The 17,966-nt window shown below is 68.0% G+C and carries 16 protein-coding genes and 1 pseudogene; 10 read left to right on the forward strand and 7 right to left on the reverse strand.

The window, feature by feature from the left end:
* The 9 genes and pseudogenes from B0W88_RS19895 to B0W88_RS19935 all read left to right on the forward strand — a co-directional run.
* Positions 1-263, forward strand: a pseudogene (locus tag B0W88_RS19895) (enoyl-CoA hydratase/isomerase family protein); the annotation flags it as partial.
* Positions 251-853, forward strand: a complete 603-nt coding sequence (locus B0W88_RS19900) for a DUF4126 domain-containing protein (RefSeq protein ID WP_077036374.1) — start codon at positions 251-253, stop codon at positions 851-853. The pseudogene B0W88_RS19895 and the gene B0W88_RS19900, both read left to right, overlap by 13 nt.
* Positions 850-2,145, forward strand: a complete 1,296-nt coding sequence (bioA, locus tag B0W88_RS19905; protein ID WP_077036375.1) for an adenosylmethionine--8-amino-7-oxononanoate transaminase — start codon at positions 850-852, stop codon at positions 2,143-2,145. The genes B0W88_RS19900 and bioA overlap by 4 nt, the downstream gene beginning before the upstream one ends.
* Positions 2,129-3,358: an 8-amino-7-oxononanoate synthase gene (bioF, locus tag B0W88_RS19910; protein WP_077036388.1), complete on the forward strand. Its 1,230-nt coding sequence runs from the start codon at positions 2,129-2,131 to the stop codon at positions 3,356-3,358. The genes bioA and bioF overlap by 17 nt, the downstream gene beginning before the upstream one ends.
* Positions 3,355-4,014 (forward strand): dethiobiotin synthase, encoded by a 660-nt coding sequence (gene bioD / locus B0W88_RS19915; RefSeq protein WP_077036376.1) that lies wholly within the window; start codon positions 3,355-3,357, stop codon positions 4,012-4,014. The genes bioF and bioD overlap by 4 nt, the downstream gene beginning before the upstream one ends.
* A complete protein-coding gene (bioB, locus tag B0W88_RS19920) occupies positions 4,011-5,060 on the forward strand; it encodes a biotin synthase BioB (RefSeq protein ID WP_077036377.1) in 1,050 nt (349 codons plus the stop codon). Before bioD ends, bioB begins: the two co-directional genes overlap by 4 nt.
* Positions 5,061-5,108: 48 nt before the next feature.
* Positions 5,109-6,818 carry a hypothetical protein gene (locus tag B0W88_RS19925; protein WP_144006860.1) on the forward strand — a complete coding sequence of 570 codons (1,710 nt, stop codon included), beginning with the start codon at positions 5,109-5,111 and terminating at the stop codon, positions 6,816-6,818.
* An 8-nt stretch (positions 6,819-6,826) separates the two neighbouring features.
* The gene (locus B0W88_RS19930; protein WP_077036379.1) at positions 6,827-8,809 is read left to right on the forward strand and encodes an acetyl/propionyl/methylcrotonyl-CoA carboxylase subunit alpha; all 1,983 of its coding nucleotides are present in this window, start codon (positions 6,827-6,829) and stop codon (positions 8,807-8,809) included.
* A 4-nt stretch (positions 8,810-8,813) separates the two neighbouring features.
* Positions 8,814-9,725 (forward strand): hydroxymethylglutaryl-CoA lyase, encoded by a 912-nt coding sequence (locus B0W88_RS19935; protein ID WP_077036380.1) that lies wholly within the window; start codon positions 8,814-8,816, stop codon positions 9,723-9,725.
* A 20-nt stretch (positions 9,726-9,745) separates the two neighbouring features.
* Here the strand turns inward: B0W88_RS19935 and B0W88_RS19940 are convergent, their stop codons facing one another.
* The 6 genes from B0W88_RS19940 to B0W88_RS19965 all read right to left on the reverse strand — a co-directional run bounded on the left by B0W88_RS19940 (position 9,746) and on the right by B0W88_RS19965 (position 16,186).
* Positions 9,746-10,591: a class III extradiol dioxygenase subunit beta gene (locus B0W88_RS19940; protein ID WP_077036381.1), complete on the reverse strand. Its 846-nt coding sequence runs from the start codon at positions 10,589-10,591 to the stop codon at positions 9,746-9,748.
* On the reverse strand, positions 10,584-10,982 hold the full coding sequence (ligA, locus tag B0W88_RS19945; protein WP_077036382.1) for a protocatechuate 4,5-dioxygenase subunit alpha: 399 nt from the start codon (positions 10,980-10,982) through the stop codon (positions 10,584-10,586). Before ligA ends, B0W88_RS19940 begins: the two co-directional genes overlap by 8 nt.
* A gap of 2 nt (positions 10,983-10,984) precedes the next feature.
* Positions 10,985-12,082 (reverse strand): porin, encoded by a 1,098-nt coding sequence (locus B0W88_RS19950; protein WP_077036389.1) that lies wholly within the window; start codon positions 12,080-12,082, stop codon positions 10,985-10,987.
* A 40-nt stretch (positions 12,083-12,122) separates the two neighbouring features.
* Positions 12,123-13,121, reverse strand: a complete 999-nt coding sequence (locus B0W88_RS19955; RefSeq protein WP_233151782.1) for a PDR/VanB family oxidoreductase — start codon at positions 13,119-13,121, stop codon at positions 12,123-12,125.
* Between the two features lies 1 nt (position 13,122).
* Complete coding sequence (locus B0W88_RS19960; protein WP_233151783.1) at positions 13,123-14,796, reverse strand: MFS transporter; 1,674 nt, start codon at positions 14,794-14,796, stop codon at positions 13,123-13,125.
* Between the two features lie 64 nt (positions 14,797-14,860).
* Complete coding sequence (locus tag B0W88_RS19965) at positions 14,861-16,186, reverse strand: Rieske 2Fe-2S domain-containing protein (RefSeq protein ID WP_077036384.1); 1,326 nt, start codon at positions 16,184-16,186, stop codon at positions 14,861-14,863.
* A gap of 438 nt (positions 16,187-16,624) precedes the next feature.
* On the opposite strand from B0W88_RS19965, the gene B0W88_RS19975 reads away from it, so the two are divergent.
* On the forward strand, positions 16,625-17,560 hold the full coding sequence (locus B0W88_RS19975; protein WP_077036386.1) for a LysR family transcriptional regulator: 936 nt from the start codon (positions 16,625-16,627) through the stop codon (positions 17,558-17,560).
* 29 nt (positions 17,561-17,589) lie between these two features.
* On the opposite strand, the gene B0W88_RS19980 is transcribed toward B0W88_RS19975, so the two are convergent.
* On the reverse strand, positions 17,590-17,966 hold a 377-nt coding region (locus B0W88_RS19980), incomplete at its 5' end, for a dienelactone hydrolase family protein (protein WP_198937886.1).

The raw sequence follows: 17,966 nt of genomic DNA on the forward strand, positions 1-17,966 counted from the left end.
GCCTGGGCCTGGTCCATGAACTGGCGGCCACGCCCGAGGCGCTCGATGCCAAGGTCGACGCGCTCGCCACGGCCATCGCTGCCAACGGCCCGCACGCGGTGCGCGCCTGCAAGAAGCTCGTGCAGGACCTCGCCCACCACGAGATCACGCCCGCGCTGCGCGACGACACCGCCCGCCGCATCGCCGACATCCGCGCCAGCGACGAGGGCCGCGCCGGCGTGCAGAGCTTCCTCAACAAGGCCCCGGTGCCGTGGATCAGCTGAACCTGCCGCAGCTGCTCGCCCTGGCCGCCGCGCTCGGCTGGGCCAGCGGCATGCGCCTGTATGCGACGGTGCTGATCGTCGGCCTCGCGGGCCGGCTCGGCTGGCTGCCGCTGCCCGAAGGCTTGCAGGTGCTGACCCATGGCGGCGTGCTGGCCGCGGCCGGCCTGCTGGCGCTGGTCGAATTCCTGGCCGACAAGATTCCCGCCATCGACTCGATGTGGGACACGGTCCACACGCTGATCCGCATTCCCGCCGGCGCCGCGCTGGCAGCGGGCGTGTTCGCTTCCCAGGGCGGCGATGCGGAGGCCTGGTCCGTCATCGCCGCACTGCTGGGTGGCACGCTGGCCGCCACCGCCCATGTGGCCAAGGCCGGCACGCGCGCGGCGGTGAACACCTCGCCCGAGCCCTTCTCCAATATCGCGCTCTCGCTGGCCGGCGATGCGCTGGTGCCAGCCTCGCTGTGGCTGGCCTGGCATCACCCGCTGGCTTACGCCGTGCTGCTGTTGCTGCTGCTGATCGTGGCCGTCGTGTTGATCCGGCTCACCTTCCGCCTGCTGCGCGGCCTGTTCAAGAAATTCCAAGCTGTATGACCGACGATCTCGCCCGCCGCAGCCTCGCCGCCGTCTGGCATCCCTGCACGCAGATGGCCCGCGCGGCGCAAAGCCCGCCGCTGGCCATCGCCCGCGGCGAGGGCGCCTGGCTGCATGACGTCGAAGGACGGCGTTATTTCGATGCCAACAGCTCCTGGTGGGTCAACCTGTTCGGCCACTCGGATGCGGGCGTCATCGGCGCGATCAAGCAGCAGCTGGACACGCTGCCGCACGTGATGCTGGCCGGCTGCACGCACGAGCCGGCGGTGCGGCTGGCCGAGCGCTTGTCCGCGCGCACCGGCGGCGCGCTGGGCCATGTGTTCTTCGCCAGCGACGGCGCCAGCGCGGTCGAGATCGCGCTGAAGCAGAGCTTTCATTCCTGGCGCAACCAGGGCCTGTCGAAGAAGCGCGAGTTCGTCTGCCTGAAGAACGGTTATCACGGCGAGACCATCGGCGCGCTGGCCGTCACCGATGTGCAGATCTTCCGCGATGCCTACGACCCGCTGCTGATGCGGGCGCACATCGTCGAGTCGCCGGACGAGCGCCTGGGCAATGAGGCGCAGGCGCTGGCCGCGATGCGCGCCGTGCTCGAGGCGCGCCACGAGCACATCGCCGCCGTGATCGTCGAGCCGCTGGTGCAGGGCGCCGCCGGCATGGTGATGCATGCGCCTTCGTACCTGAAGGCCCTGCGCGAACTGACGCGCGAGTTCGACGTCCACCTGATCTGCGACGAGATCGCCATCGGCTGCGGCCGCAGCGGCACCTTCTTCGCCTTCGAGCAGGCCGAAGCCGCCTCGTGGCCCGATTTCATCACGCTCAGCAAGGGCATCACCGCCGGCACGCTGCCGCTCTCGCTGGTGCTGACCACCGACGCCGTCTACCAGTGCTTCTGGAGCGAGGACGTGACCCGCGGCTTCCTCCACTCGCACAGCTACACCGGCAACGCGCTGGCCTGTGCCGCCGCCAATGCGGTGCTGGACCGCTTCGATGCGGGACAATTGCAGCGCAACGCCGAACAGGCTGCGCTGCTGGCTCACGCCTTCGCGCCGCTGCGGGACGATCCCCGCATCGCGCATCTGCGCCAACGAGGCGTGATCCTGGCCTTCGACGTGCAACACCCCGGCGAGCGCTTCAGCGAGCGCTTCCACCTCGCCGCCCGCCAGCACGAGCTGCTGATCCGCCCGATCGGCAACACCGTCTACCTGATGCCCCCGTACCTGATCGACCAGGCCACGGCAGGCTTCCTCTTCAAGTCGGTTGTAGAGACCTTGAACGATGTCCTCATTGATTGACCACCTGCAGGCCAAGCTTGCCGCCATCGCCGCGCAGGACCTGACCCGCTTCCTGCGCTCGGCCGAGACCGTCACCGCCCCGCGCCAGACCGTGCGCGGCGCCGACGGCGTGCCGCGCGAGCTGCTGATGTTCTGCTCGAACGACTACCTCGGCCTGGCCGCCCACCCGCGCCTGGCCGATGCGCTGGCCGAGGGCGCGCGCGCCTATGGCGGCGGCTCCGGCGCCTCGCACCTGATCAGCGGCCACTCGGTGGCGCATGAACGGTTGGAAGGCACGCTGGCCGACTGGTTCGCGCCGCATATCCCGAACGCCCGGGCGCTCGGCTTCTGCACGGGCTACATGGCCAACCTGGCCGTCGTCACCGCGCTGGGCGATGCGGAGGCCGAGATCTTCTCCGCCTCGCTGAACCACGCCTCGCTGATCGACGGCGCCCGCCTGGCCCGCGCTCAAGTAACGCGTTACCCGCACGCCGACCTGGACGCGCTGCGCGCCGCGCTCGCGGCCAGCAGCGCCAAGGTCAAGCTGATCGTCACCGATGCCGTCTTCAGCATGGACGGCGACCTCGCCCCGCTGCCGCAGATCCTGGCGCTGGCCGAGGAGTTCGACGCCTGGATGATCGTCGACGATGCCCACGGCTTCGGTGTGCTCGGCGCCAAGGGCCGTGGTTCGCTGGAGCACTTCGACCTGTGCAGCGAGCGCATCGTCCTCGTCGGCACGCTGGGCAAGGCGGCGGGCCTGTCGGGCGCCTTCGTCGTCGCCCACGAGACCATCACCGAGTACCTGCTGCAGGCGGCCCGGCCCTACATCTTCACGACCGCCTCGCCGCCGGCCATCGCCCACGCGCTGATCACCGCGCTGGACCTGATCGAGTCCGAGCTGGGCCAGCAGCGCCGCAATGCGCTGGTGCTGCTGCAGTTCGAGCTGCGCCGGCAGATCAAGGCGCTGCTGGTGAAGTACCCGCGCCTGGGCTGGACGCTGGCCGAATCGGAGACGCCGATCCAGCCGCTGATCGTCGGCGACAACGCCACCGTGATGCAGCTCGCCGCGCGGCTGGAGCGCGAGGGCCTGCGCGTGCCGGGCATCCGCCCGCCGACGGTGCCGATGGGCGAGGCGCGGCTGCGCATCACGCTGTGCGCCACGCACACGATGGCCGACGTCGAGCGGCTGGTCGAGGCGCTCGCGGCCGTCGCGAAGGAAATGTCTTCCTCATGAACGGCTTCTTCATCACCGGCACCGACACCGAGATCGGCAAGACCGCGATCACGGCCGGCCTGACCGCCAAGCTGCAGCAGGCCGGTCATCGCGTGGCGCCGATCAAGTCGCTGGCCGCGGGTGTCGAGGCCGACGGCCTCAACGAGGACGTGACGCGGCTGCTGCAGGCGCAGACGCTGGGCCTGACCGCCGATGAGATCTGCCCGCTCGTCCTGCGCACGCCCTGCGCCCCGCACATCGCGGCTCGCATCGACGGCCGGCCGATCGAGCGCGAGCCGCTGCTGGCCGCGATCCGTGCCACGGCGGCCAAGGCCGACATCGCCCTGGTCGAAGGCGTCGGCGGCTTCCGCGTGCCATTGATCCCGGGCTGGGATACGGCCGACCTGGCCGCCGATCTCCAACTCCCCGTCATCCTCGTCGTCGGCCTGCGCCTGGGCTGCATCAGCCACGCGCTGCTGACGGCCGAGGCCATCCGCGCCCGTGGCCTGACCCTGGCCGGCTGGGTCGCCAACACCGTGGACCCCGCGATGCCCCACCTAACGGACAATCTCGACGCACTGCAGGCCGGCCTGCAAGCCCCCTGCCTGGGCCATGTGCCCCGTCTTTCCGATCCCTCCGCGGCCGCCGTGGCCGCCCATCTGAGCATCCCGCAATGAACCAGATCCAGACCCTCACCCCCACCACCGACGCCGATCGCAAGCTGGCCAAGGCCCTGACCGTCGACGAGGTCGCCGCGCTGTTCGAGCTGCCCTTCAACGACCTGCTGTTCCGCGCCCAGCAGGTGCACCGCGAGCATTTCGATGCCAACGCGGTGCAGCTGTCCACGCTGCTGTCCATCAAGACCGGCGGCTGCGAGGAAGACTGCAAGTACTGCCCGCAGTCGGCCCACTTCGACACCGGCCTGAAGGCCGAGAAGCTGCTGCCGCTGGATGAGGTGATGGAAGCCGCCCGCGCGGCAAAAGCCAACGGCGCCACCCGCTTCTGCATGGGCGCCGCCTGGCGCAGCCCGAAGGAGCGCCACCTCGAGCAGATCGGCGAGATGATCAGCGGCGTCAAGGCCCTGGGCCTGGAGACCTGCCTGACCGCCGGCATGCTGGGCGAAGGCCAGGCCGAGCAGCTGAAGGATGCGGGCCTGGACTACTACAACCACAACCTCGACACCGCGCCCGAGTTCTACGGCCAGATCATCACGACCCGCACCTACCAGGACCGCCTGGACACGCTGGAGCGCGTGCGCCAGCAGGGCCTGAAGGTCTGCTCCGGCGGCATCGTCGGCATGGGCGAGACGCGCCGCCAGCGCGCCGGCCTGATCGTGCAGCTGGCCAACCTGGACCCGTACCCGGAGTCGGTGCCGATCAACAACCTGGTGCAGGTCGAGGGCACGCCGCTGGCCGGCACCAAGGCGCTGGACCCGTTCGAGTTCATCCGCACGATCGCCGTGGCGCGCATCTGCATGCCGCGCGCGATGGTGCGCCTGTCGGCCGGCCGCGAGGAAATGCCCGAGGCGATGCAGGCCCTGTGCTTCATGGCCGGCGCCAACTCGATGTTCTACGGCGACAAGCTGCTCACCACCAGCAACCCGCAAGCCGCCAAGGACCGCGCGCTGCTGGAGCGCCTGGGCATGCGCTGCTCGACCGAGGCCGAGCTGGCCACCTCGCATCATGTCGAGGAAGGCTGCGGCGGCGGCTGCAGCACCCACTGAGCTCACTGCTGAAGTCAAGAATCCATGCGCCGGCTGGCCGTTCTCCTGATGCTCCTGCTGGCTGGCGCGCAAGCCCGGGCCGGCGAGCTGCTGATCGAGACGGCCTATGCGGACGACGGCGCGCTGGTCGTCAGCTACACGCCGCCCGAGGGCGTGATGGAACTGACGCGCTGGAACCGGAGCGCGCCGGCGCGCGACTTCTGGCGCGAGCAGGTCAAGCCGCTGGATGACTGCGCGACCGTCGACGGCGACCTGATCCGGCTGCGCGCCGGCTGCACGACGGCGCGCCTGCGCGTCGAGCCGAAGCTGCTCACGCTGAATGCCGTCTACCAGCCGGCCCAGCCGATCGCGGCCAGCGGCGTCATCGCCTACAGCGGCTTCTACGCCGTGGCGCTGCCGGGCCATGCGCTGCGCTGGCGCTGGCTCGCGCCCAAGGACGGCTATGTGCTGCAGCAAGGCCGGGTGCAGCGCGCTGCAGCCGAACAGGCGATTGCCGAGGCCGCGGTCACGAACAGCGCGGCCGAAGGCAGCAAGCGTGACGCTTCCTGGCGGGAACTCGGCGCGCAGCAGTACGTCTACCTGGGCCGCGCACCGCTGGTCGAATTCCCGGGCGGCGCCATCGTGCGCGACCCGGCACTGGATGACGAACGGGTCGAACTGATCCGCGCCACGCTGCTTCGCGACATGCGCCTGCTCGGTGCTGCCTATGGCCAGGAGCCGTCCGGTCCGGTCGGCGTGGTCACCAGCGTGGCCGATCTGGGCAGCTTCCACGGCGATGCCAGCGAGGGCCGCATGATGCGGCTGCGCCTGGTGCCGGCCGAGAAGAATCCCGACCGCGATGGCCTCGGCCTGCAGGCCTTCGTCACGCATGAGGCCGTGCACTGGTGGAACATGGGCGTGCGCCGCAGCGATGGCGAGCGGCCCTGGCTGCACGAGGGCCACGCGGACTGGGCCACGCTGCTGCTGATGCGCCAGCAGGGCCTGTGGGACGACACGACACTGCGCGGCCAGATCGAGAACCGCGTCAACCGCTGCCTGCTGGCCCGCGGCGATGCCCCGGCTGCAGCGCTGCCCGCCGGCTACTCGAAGAACGAGGACCCGTATGCCTGCGGCTTCGCACTGATGCTGATGGCACAGGCCCAGCAGCAGGCGCGGCGCCATGACGCTGAGGATCAGCGCAGCCCGCTGGTCGTGCTGGCCGGCCTGCATCCGCGCGACGCGATGCTGGACACCACGGGCTTCGCCACCTGGGCCGATGGCGCCGCCGGTGGCCCGATGCACAGCCTGCTGCAGGACGGGCAACAAGCCTTCGCCAGCGGATTCACGTCGCGCATGCAGGCGCTGGGCCTGGCCGAGGCGCAGCCGCTCGCCGACAGCGACACCAACACCCGCGCCCGCATCGGCGCACGCCTGCTGGCCGAGCTGATGCGGGCCGATTGCGGCGGCCAGGTCGGCTTCCGCATGAACTACGCCGGCGACTTCGGCTTCTACAAGCTCGACACCTTGCAATGCACCAGCCTGCGCCGCGGCGGCGAGGTGATGGAGCTGGACGGCCACGCGCTGATCGCCGATCCGCTGGCCGCCTGGGACGCCGCCAGCGCCGATTGCGCCGCCGGCCGCGCGCTGAAGATCGGCTATCGCCAGGGCGAAGGCTCGTCGATGGCCTGCCCCAGGGACCTGCCGGCGATCCCGGCCCGACAACTGCTGCGCCTGCAGGCCGACGCCCTGCAACGCCTCGGACTGACCGAAAGAAAGTGAGACAAGCGATGTTCAAGAAGATCCTCATTGCGAACCGGGGCGAGATCGCCTGCCGTGTCGCGGCGACCGCCCGCCGCATGGGCATCAAGACGGTGGCCGTGTATTCGGAAGCCGATGCGCGCGCGAAGCACGTGCAGGCCTGTGACGAGGCCGTGCTGATCGGCGGCCCGGCGCCGCGCGATTCCTATCTGCAATGGCAGCGCATCCTCGATGCCGCCAAGGCGACCGGCGCGCAGGCGGTCCACCCGGGCTATGGCTTCCTCAGCGAGAACGAGGACTTCGCGCAGGCCTGCGCCGATGCGGGCCTGGCCTTTATCGGCCCGCCGCCCTCGGCGATCAAGGACATGGGCCTGAAGGCCGAGTCCAAGCGCCTGATGGAGAAGGCCGGCGTGCCGCTGGTGCCCGGCTACCACGGCGCGGACCAGAACCCTGAACTTCTCAAGCGCGAGGCCGATCGCATCGGCTATCCGGTCCTGATCAAGGCCAGCGCCGGCGGCGGCGGCAAGGGCATGCGCGCGGTGATGAACGCGGCCGAGTTCGATGCCGCGCTGGCCTCCTGCAAGCGCGAGGCGATCAACAGCTTCGGCGACGATGCCGTGCTGATCGAGCGTTATGTGCAGAAGCCGCGCCATATCGAGATCCAGGTCTTCGGCGACTCGCACGGCGATTGCGTCTACCTGTTCGAGCGCGACTGCTCGGTGCAGCGCCGCCACCAGAAGGTGCTGGAGGAAGCGCCTGCGCCCGGCATGACCGAGGAACGCCGCCGCGAGATGGGCGAAGCTGCGGTGGCCGCCGCCAAGGCCGTCGGCTACCAGGGCGCCGGCACGGTGGAGTTCATCGCCGAGCAGGACGGCCGCTTCTACTTCATGGAGATGAACACCCGGCTGCAGGTCGAGCATCCGGTCACCGAGGCGATCACCGGCCAGGACCTGGTCGAGTGGCAGCTGCGCGTGGCCGCGGGCCAGCCGCTGCCGCTGAAGCAGTCGGAGCTGCGCATGCACGGCCACGCGATCGAGGCCCGCATCTGCGCGGAGAACCCCGAGGCCGGCTTCCTGCCCGCCACCGGCGCGCTGAACGTGGCGCGTTGGCCGGCGCATGTGTCCTTCACCCGCGGTGACGTTCGGCTGGATGCCGGCGTCGGCGAGGGCGATGCGATCTCCCCGTACTACGACTCGATGATCGCCAAGCTGATCGTCTGGGGCGAGGACCGCGACCAGGCGCTGGCCCGCCTCGACGCCGCGCTGCGCGACACGCACATCGTCGGCCTGCATACCAACGTGGCCTTCCTGCGTCGCTGCGCCGCGACGAAATCCTTCAGCGGCGCCGATCTCGACACCGGCCTGATCGAGCGCGAGCGCGCCGCACTGTTCGAGGCGCCGGGCCTGCCGCTGCGCGTATCGGCCGCGGCGGTGGTCGCCCACGCGCTGGCCGTCGAGGCGATGCAGCAGACCGACGACCCGTGGAGCCGCCGCGACGGCTGGCGCATGTACGGCGCCGCCACCCGCCGCTTCGACCTCGACACCGGCGAGGGCCGCGTGCAGGTGCAGCTGTCGCGCCGCCACCAGGGCGGCATGCAGCTCACCGTGGCCGGCGAACAGATCGAGTTTGCGGTCAACTCCGTCGGCACCGAGTCGCACGAGTTGCTGCTCGGCAGCGAGCGCATCGCCGTCAAGGTCTACGCGTTCGGCGAGAAGCTGGCCGTGTTCGCGCCGCAGGGCTCGGCCAGCATCACCGAGATCGACCCGATCGCCCATGCCGGCGAAGGCGCCGCCGAAGCCGGCCGCCTGACCGCGCCGATGCCCGGCAAGATGGTCTCCTTCCTCGCCCAGCCCGGCGACAAGGTCACGAAGGGCCAGCCGCTGGCCGTGATGGAGGCGATGAAGATGGAACACACGATCAGCGCGCCGCGCGATGGTGTCGTTGCTGAACTGCTGTTCGCCGTCGGCGACCAGGTCGGCGATGGCGCTGAACTGCTGCGCATGGAAGGTTGATGCCATGAGCCAGCTCCCCACCCGCGTCACCCTCGTCGATGTCGGCCCCCGCGACGGCCTGCAGAACGAGAAGCAGCCGGTCTCCACCGAGCACAAGGCCACGCTGGTGACCATGTTGCAGGACGCCGGCCTGAAGGAGATCGAGGTCACCAGCTTCGTCAGCCCCAAGTGGGTGCCGCAGATGGCCGACAACACGGCGGTGATGGCCGCCATCGAGCGCCGCGCCGGCGTGCGCTACTCGGTGCTCACGCCGAACATGAAGGGCATGGAAGCCGCGCTGCCGACCAAGCCCGACGAGATCGTCGTCTTCGCCGCCGCCAGCGAGGCCTTCTCGCAGAAGAACATCAACTGCTCGATCGCTGAGAGCATCGAGCGCTTCGCGCCGGTGGTCGAGGTGGCGCACGAGGCCGGCATCAAGGTGCGCAGCGCCGTGTCCTGCGCCCTGGGCTGCCCCTACCAGGGCGAGGTTTCGCCCGATGAGGTCGAGCGGGTGGTCAGGCTGCTGAAGGACATCGGCGTCGACCATGTCGGCATCGCCGACACCATCGGTGTCGGCACGCCGAAGCGGGTGCAGGCGGTGATGGAGCGGGCGCTCAAGCACTACCCGCTGGTCGAGGTCAGCGGCCATTTCCACGACACCTACGGCCAGGCGCTGACCAACATCTACGCCGCCATGGAGATGGGCCTGCACACCTTCGACGCCAGCGTCTCCGGCCTGGGCGGCTGCCCCTACGCCAAGGGCGCCACCGGCAACGTGGCGACCGAGGACGTGGTCTTCATGCTCAACGGCCTGGGCATCGAAACGGGCATCGACATCGACAAGCTCGTCGACGCCGGCGCCTTCATCTCCGCGCAGCTGGGCCGGCCGCCGGTGTCTCGCGTGGGCCGCGCGTTGCTGGCCAAGCGGGCCGGCTGATCGCCGCCGTCAGCCGCGCTTCAGCTCGTGCTGTCCTCCAACAGCAGCAAGCCGTAGGCAGAGTTGGAGACGGGGACGTGATAGAAGCGATGGCTGACGGAGACCTCCTGGTTCAAGGCGCCGCGCATGACGAGCCACATGATGCACTCCACCCCTTCGGACCCGGTCTCGCGAATCAGTTCGACGTGGCCGATCCTTGCTGCTTCCGCCGGATCGTCCACTAAGGCGTCCAGCCACTTGTTGTCGTATGCCTCGTTGATCAGGCCGGCACGTTCACCCTGGAGCTGATGTGACAGCCCGCCCGTGCCGAAGACCGCGATCTTCAAGTCGCGCGGGTAGGCTTCCACGGCGCGACGGATGGCCTGCCCGAGCTTGAAGCAGCGATTGCCGGTCGGGGGTGGGTACTGGACGACGTTGACGAGCAAGGGAATGACCTTGCAGGGCCAGGCCTGCGGCTGGCCGAAGGCGACGGATAGTGGAACGGTCAGGCCATGATCGACCGTCAGCTCGTTCACGATCGTGATGTCGAATTCGTCCTTGATCAGGGCCTCGGCGAGGTGCCAGCCGAAGTCGGGATCCCCCTGGACGGCAGGTACGGGCCTTGGGCCATAGCCTTCGTCGTGCGGAGGAAACTCTGCGCCGACACCCAAGGCGAAGGTCGGAATCAGGTCGAGGCCGAAGCGTGAAGCATGATCGTTGTAGACGATGATGCAGATGTCCGGTTGAAGCTCGGCAAGGCGCTTCTTCACCGGAAGCATTCCGTCGAAGACCGGCTTCCAGTACGGCTCCTGGGTCTTCGCGTGGTCGACGGCGGCCCCGATTGCCGGCACATGCGATGTGCCCACGCCTGCAACGATCCTAGCCATCGAGGTTCTCCTTGCGGCTGCGCCTGCCCTCGATGGGGCGTCCGCCACCGATCATCATGGCCCGGAAGTCGTCCACGCTCATGCCCTCCGCCGACATCGCAGCGCCGACGTGCTGCATGGACAGGCCGTCGAAGATGGCCAGCTTGAAGGTGTAGTAGATGTTCCCGCCCAGCCTCAGCATCCCCAGCCAGTCGCGAGCGGTGATCGCGGCGCGTTGCTCGCTCGTCATCGCATAGCCATCGAGATAGTCTTCCGGTGCCGCCCGGAACCTGTCCCGGTTGGCGGCCGTGTCAAGCGACTTGCAGAACATGTTGAGGTGATACCCCTTGCGGCTGTGCGCGCCGTCGAAGACGTAGGTGCCGGGGATGTCGTGGTACTCGTGCGTTGCCATGGCTAGAAGTTGTGCCGCATGCCGACCATGAGACCGTTCTGGTCGCGGCCGGCGAGGGGGGTGGAAGGCTGCAGGCCGCCTGCGGAGATGGAATACGCAGCCCTTGCCTCGTTCTGCACGCGACCCGCCATGGCGTACAGCGACGTCCTCTTGCTCAGCGCGTAGTTGCCGCGGACGAGGACCATCTTTGCGGAGGTGTCGGGCCGGCTGTCCCGCAAGGACAGCAACTGCGCATCGACGCTGAATTGCGCGCCGAAGGACTGCGACAGGCCGATGAAGTAGAGGTCGGTGTCGAGGGGCACCGGCATGGCCGTCAACTTGCGCTTGATCCAGCCGGCACCCACTTTGGTCCCGACGCCGAACTTGAGATAGCCGTTGACGATGGTCCGCTTGTCGCGGTTGTCGACGCTCGGCAGCGTGCCTGGCAGTTCTCCGGTGAAAGTTCCCGTCGGGCCGCCGTCGAGATGGTCATGCGCGAGCGCCACACCCCAGCTGGCGGTGTCGTACTTGATCATGCCGGACCATTCCTTGCAGCCGCCGTTCCTGGCCTCTCCGCCGCAGTTCGCGGGCGCGAGCCCGTCGCGCCCCAGGGAGTAGGTGGCACCGACGCTGAGGCCGGAGAACGTTCCTCGGTACGAGAGGGAGTTGTCGATGCGCGCGGCCGGCAGATAGGCGTCGAACGCGGCCATGCCGAAGACGCCGGGCCCGATGACGTCGGCATCGAGCATCGAGAAGAAGGTCATCGTCCACTGGCGTCCGGCGGTCACCGTGCCCAGTTCACCACCCAGGCCGACAAACGCCTGTCGTCCGAAGATGCGTCCGCCCTGGAGGAGTGCGCCGGTATCGGGCGCGAACCCGGACTCCAGCGTGAAGACCGCGCGGAGCCCTCCACCCAGGTCTTCCGTACCGCGGACGCCCCAGCGGGACGGGAACTGGCCGCCGCTCAGCGAGGGCATGCGGACCAATCGCGACCCACCGGCGCCGACGTTGGAGATGTACTCGACGCCCGTGTCGATGAGCCCATAGAGCTGGACCGACTGGGCCTGGCAAAGCGAGGCACAGCCCAGCGCGATGGTGCTCGCGGCGATTTTCCTGATCATCATTTGTCTCCGTCTCGTTGTATTGAATGAAGTGATCGCTCTACAGGTCCAGGACCAGCAGGGGCGAGCGCGATCGAGATACGCAGATCGCCATGCAATCGCCCTTGGCGTGTTCCCTGGCCGTGAGGAAGCAGTCGCGGTGATCCGGCTCTCCGCTCAGCACTGAGGTGATGCAGGTCCCGCAAACCCCTTGTTCGCAAGACGTCTCGACGTCCATGCCCCTGGCGCGCATGGCGTCGACGATCGTCTGCGCGGGGGCAACCGGAATGACGACGCCGGTTCTGGAAAGCCGCACTTCAAACCATTCGTCGGCGCCGGTCGCCGGCGCGCTGGCCGGCGCGAAGTGCTCGATATGAATGGCTTCCTCGGGCCATCCCAGCGCTCTCGCCAGCGCCTGGCCGGTGGCCATGAAGGGCGCCGGTCCGCAGAGGTAGATGTGCGCGTTCTCGCGGCGGGCTGACAGATGCGCGCGAAGCGCCGCCTCCGTGTCGTCTCGGCTCAGCCCATGATGGATGCGGCTGGAAGGGGCAAGCTTGCCGGTCTCCAGGTCGGCCCTGAATGCGAGGTGGTCGAGCGATCGCGAGAACGCGGCAAGCTCGAAGGACCGGCCCCCTGCCTGGAGCGCGCGCGCCATGCTGATCAGCGGCGTGATGCCGATTCCCCCAGCGAGCAGGAGGCTGTGTTCGGCGTCCGCTGCCATCGGAAAGTTGTTTCTCGGCCTCGAGATCTTCAGTTCGGTGCCGACGCTCAGGCTCTCGTGCACCGCCCGCGAGCCGCCTCGCGAATTGGCCTCCCGCTTGACGGCGATGGTGTACGTCGAGAGGTCGCCGCATTCGCCGCAGAGCGAGTACTGGCGCACCAGCGAAGGACCGAGGTGGACGTCGATGTGCGAGCCAGGCTCGTAGGCCGGCAAGGGGGCGCCGTCGGGCAAGGCCAGTTGCAGTTGGCGAACGTCGAGGGCGGCCTTGGCCACCGCCGTGACCCGGACAGATAGTGTTGACATTTGATTCACGCCGAGGATGCGAGAGGGACCGCTCATCTCACTTGGAGATATCGGATGTCACGGTCTCGCGAAGGAAGAACATGCCGACCAGGACAACGGCGATCAGGACGATGACGCCGTACCAGAGGCCGAAGTAGATGTCGCCGCTATAGGCCACCAGCGCGAACGCGGTGGTGGGCAGCAGGCCGCCGAACCATCCCGTGCCCAGGTGATACGGGAGCGAGAGGGACGAATAGCGGATGTGTGCCGGGAACATCTCCACCAACATGGCGGCCGCCGGGCCGTACGCCAGCGAGATGAGCAGCACGAGGCCGAAGATGATGAGCAGGAGCATCGGCTTGTTGAGAGCCGCCGGATCGGCCGCGGCGGGGTAGCCCGCCTCGGTGATGGACTGCCCGACCTGCCTGCCGAACGCCGCCAGCACCTTGTCCGCCTCTGCGCGCGGCATGCCCGATACGTCGACCGATGGAATGACGGCCGATCCGATCCTGACCTGCGCGGTCGTTCCCTTCGGAGCGGCCTCGTTGGCGTAGCCCACCGACGCTGCCACGAGGCGGCTCTTTGCCACATCGCACGACGAGATGAAGCGCTTGGTGCCGGTGGGATTGAACTGGAAGCTGCAGTCGTCGGGGTCGGCCACGACCACCACGGGCTTGTTCGCAAGCGCCGCCTCGAGCGCAGGGTTGCCGTAGTGCATCAAGCCCTTGAACGCCGGGAAGTAGGCCGCCGCCGAGAGCGCAAGTCCCAGGACGATCAGGCCCTTGCGACCGATGCGGTCCGACAGCGCACCGAAGACCACCGTGAAGGGCACCGCCAGCAGCAGCCCCGCGACGACGAGAATGTTCGTGGTCAAGGGGTCGAGCTTGACCGTCTGCATCAGGAACAGCAGGAGATAGAACTGTCCGGCGTAGCCCACGATGCCGAGACCGGCGGTCAGGCCGAACAGGGCCACCAGGACGACCCGGAGGTTGCGCCACTGCCCGAACGCCTCGGTGACCGGACGCCTGGATCGACGACCTTCGGCCTTCATCGCCATGAACACCGGCGATTCATGCATGGACACGCGCACCACGACGGAGATGACCAGCAGCCCGATGGAGACCAGGAACGGGATGCGCCAGCCCCAGGCAGCGAAGTTCGCTTCACCGACCGCCAGGCGGCACAGCAGGATGACGGCCATGGAGAGCACGAGCCCGCCCGTCGCAGTCGTCTGGATCCAGGACGTGAAGTAGCCGCGGCGCCCCGGCGGCGCGTGCTCCGCGACGTAGATGACGGCGCCTCCGTACTCGCCGCCCATGGCCAGGCCCTGGAGCAGGCGCAGCGCAATCAGGATGGTGGGAGCGGCGATCCCGATGGAGGCGTAGGAGGGCAGCAGGCCCACGGCGAAGGTGGACAGGCCCATGATCAGGATGGTCGCCAGGAAGGTGTACTTGCGACCGATCATGTCGCCCAGGCGGCCGAATGCCACCGCGCCCAGCGGGCGCACGATGAACCCGGCGGCAAACGCAAGCAGCGCGAAGATCAGGCTGGTCTGGGGATCCGTCTGGGCGAAGAACTGCTTGGCGATGACCGCGGCGAGAGCGCCGTAGAGAAAGAAGTCGTACCACTCGAAGATCGTTCCCAGCGACGAGGCAAGAACGACCCTCCTTTCCTCCTTGGACAGCCCGGTTTTTCCCGACGCGGCAATGCGCGGCTCCATGACGACGCTCATGTGTGTCTCCTGCTTGGGTTGGAAGCCGGTCAGACGCCGGCTTTCGCGGTGCTTTTTTCTGTCCTCAGGTGCCCTGCGGGCCCTGGAGTGCGAACAGACTGGAGTCCTGCGCAAAACGGCTGCAGTACTCCTCCTTCGTGTCGCCGGCCCCGATCTCGCCGGTGATCACCACCAGGTCCCGGAAGTCGTTGTCTGCAGGGGTGCGCACAACACCGGGAGGATCGATGCCTTCGGCGACCGAGTTCGCCGCCTCGTCCAGCATCCGCCGGGCGCGGACGATGGCGATGTCCGAGGACGAGAGGTGCTCGCCCTCTTGCCCATGGATGGTGCCCTGGGACTGCGTGATGGCGATGTCGTGAACCGAGAAGCACTCGCCCAGGCCCAGGTAGGCTTCCTTCTTCATGGACTCCCGGTTTTGAGAGTACAGGTTCTCCCGTTGGCGGAGCATCCTGTCGCCCTCGGCCTTCTCCGACTCGTACTGCTTCTGGAGCGCAGTCTTGTCCAGCCTGCCGCTGCGGTGGAAGATGAACTCCCAGCGCCAGTGGTGCTCGTCGTCGATGGGCACGTCCCAGAGCATCGTCACGCCGCCATCACCGAGGTAGCCCTCGAAGCCGCCGACGGCGCAGGCATTCGGCATCACGAAGTTGGTGATCCGGATCGAAGACTTCTCCGTGCCTTCGATCTTGCGCGTCGTGTAGAGGCGAACGCCGAATCGGGTGTCCTCGGCGGCGAGTTGCGGGCGCGCCTGGTTGGCGAACACGCCCCAGCGCGCCTTCATGTCATCGCCCGTCAGCTCCAGCTGGTGCAGGTACGAGGTATGGACCGGGTCGATATTGCCTTCGCTGGCCTGCAGCCAGTTGCAGTCACCGAACCAGCGCGTCGTGTATCGGAACTCGGAGCCGCCGGCCAGGGCCGGGTAGTTCGGGAAGAGCGGCGGCTCGCCGGGACCCATGTAGGCCCAGAACGCCCCCGCTGCCTGATGGATCGGATACGACTTCATCCGAATGCGGTCCTTGGCGGTCGGCGATGCCTCCGCGGGCTGGTCGAGACAGCGGCCGTCGACGCCGAACAGCCAGCCGTGATAGGGGCAGCGGATGCCGCCGGCCTCGATGCGACCCAGGGCCAGGTCGGTGCAGCGGTGAGCGCATTTCCGGTCGATCAGGCCCACACGACCTTCGTCATCGCGGAACAGCACCAGGTCTTCGCCCATGATCCGGATCGGCTGTGGCGCAGCGCCCTCCGGCAGCGAGTCCGCCAGCGCGATCGGCTGCCAGTAGCGGCGCAGCAGTTCGCCAGCGGGCGTTCCGGCATTGGTCTGCGTCAGGTATTGGTAGCGGTCTGCCCCGCGCGGCCGCTGCCTGATGACCACGGGTTGTTCTGCGCTAGTCATGTTGTCTCCTGGTGAAGTCGTCGGTGAGAGTCGGTGAACGCACTTGACGCACCCTGGCCGGAGCCTGCGATGGCAGCGTCCCGGAGTCGGGCCTGCTGACGCCCCTGCATTGACTGCAGCAGGGGGAAGGCAAGCACGACAACGGACGCCGAGGCGGCATAGCCCACGCCGAGGCGCCTGACCAGCTCCATGACGCCCAAGGCGCCCGCGTGAGGATCGAACGCGGCATTGGCGGCAGTGCCAGCGACGCAAGTCAGAAAGGAGCCCACGAGGCCTGCTCCGATCCTGTTGCGCCCGGCGCGCCACTCCGCCAACACCTTGCATCGCCTCATACTGTTCATGGATGTCATTGCGTCTGTGAATTACTTTATTCTCATGTCTGACGTTCTGCAATGATTTAAAAACGATAACTGATATACCGTAAATGAGGTAACGCAGATGGAGATCAAACAGCTCCAAACTTTTTCGCGCGTGGCGGAGGTCGGCAACCTGACCCGTGCGGCGGGTCTCCTGGGGCTCACCCAGGCCGCCCTGAGCCGCCAGATGACACAGCTGGAGGCAGAGCTCGGGGTCGAGCTGTTCCGGCGCAATGGGCGAGGCCTCGTCCTGACCGATGCCGGCCTGAGGCTTCGTGAGCACGTCCCCTTGGTCATGCGTCAGCTGGCCCTGGCGGAGCGAGCGGTGCGTGGCGAGAGTGGTCCCGTCCGGGGGACGATTGCGCTCGGGCTGCCGCCCAGCCTGGCGAGAACCGTGGTCATTCCCTTGATCGACGCATTCAAGCGGCAGTTGCCTGACGTGTCGCTGCGCACCGTTGACGGCCTGTCCGCCAACTTGTTCGAGCTGGTCGGCATGGGAAAGCTCGACTGCGCGGTCGTCTACGGGCAGGCGAACAGCGATGCAGCGCAACTGCGCCCACTCGCTGAGGAAGAGCTCTATCTGGTGTCCGGCCCTGCCGGAACCAAGAGTAGAGTTCCACCCAAGTCGATCGCTCTTGCCGACCTTGCGGCACTGCCTCTTGTCACGGCCGGCAACTCGAACGCCGTTCACTCCGTCCTGGCCGCCGCGCTGGCACAGTCAGGCCACAAGCCGCAGGTGGCGCACCAGATCGAGAACTTGAACGCGATCCTGGACCTGGTCCGACAGGGTTACGGTTATTCCGTGATTCCCTTGAGCGGCGTGCGCCCCTGTGTCGGAGACCCCGAACTCCGGCTGCATCGCATCAACAAGCCCACCCTCACCTGCAGCCTGTCGATGGCGATTCCCACAGGGTCGGTGGGAGACGCGCTGGTCGAACAAAGCGCATCGCTTGTGCTCGATGTCGTCGCGAAGCAGATCCGTCAGTATCAGAGAGAGGTTGACGACTACATCGGTTGAACGCAGCTCGACGCCGCGGCTTCAACTCGTCAGCGCAGCGTCCGCGCGAAGAACTCCAGCGTCCGGTCCCACGCCGTCTGCGCCGCGGTCGCGTCGTAGACCTCCGGCCGGCTGTTGTTGAAGAAGGCGTGCTGCGCGTGATAACGGTGAAATTCAGCGGGCACCTTCATCGCCACCTGCAGCGCGTCCACCTTCTCGGGCGTGCACCAGTCGTCCAGGTCGGCGAAGTGGCCCTGGAAGGGGATGGCGATGCGGGCCGGGTCGGCGAGTTCCTTCGGCGGGATGCCGTAGAAGCAGCTGGCGGCCGACAGGTCCGGCAGGCGCGCCGCCGCGGCGATCGCCAGCGCGCCGCCCATGCAGTAGCCCACCACGCCCACCCGGCCGCAATGCCGCACCTCGCGCAGGT

Origin of the sequence: Pelomonas sp. KK5, assembly GCF_001984095.1 — a bacterium.
In the GTDB taxonomy this organism is placed as follows: Bacteria; Pseudomonadota; Gammaproteobacteria; order Burkholderiales; family Burkholderiaceae_C; genus KK5.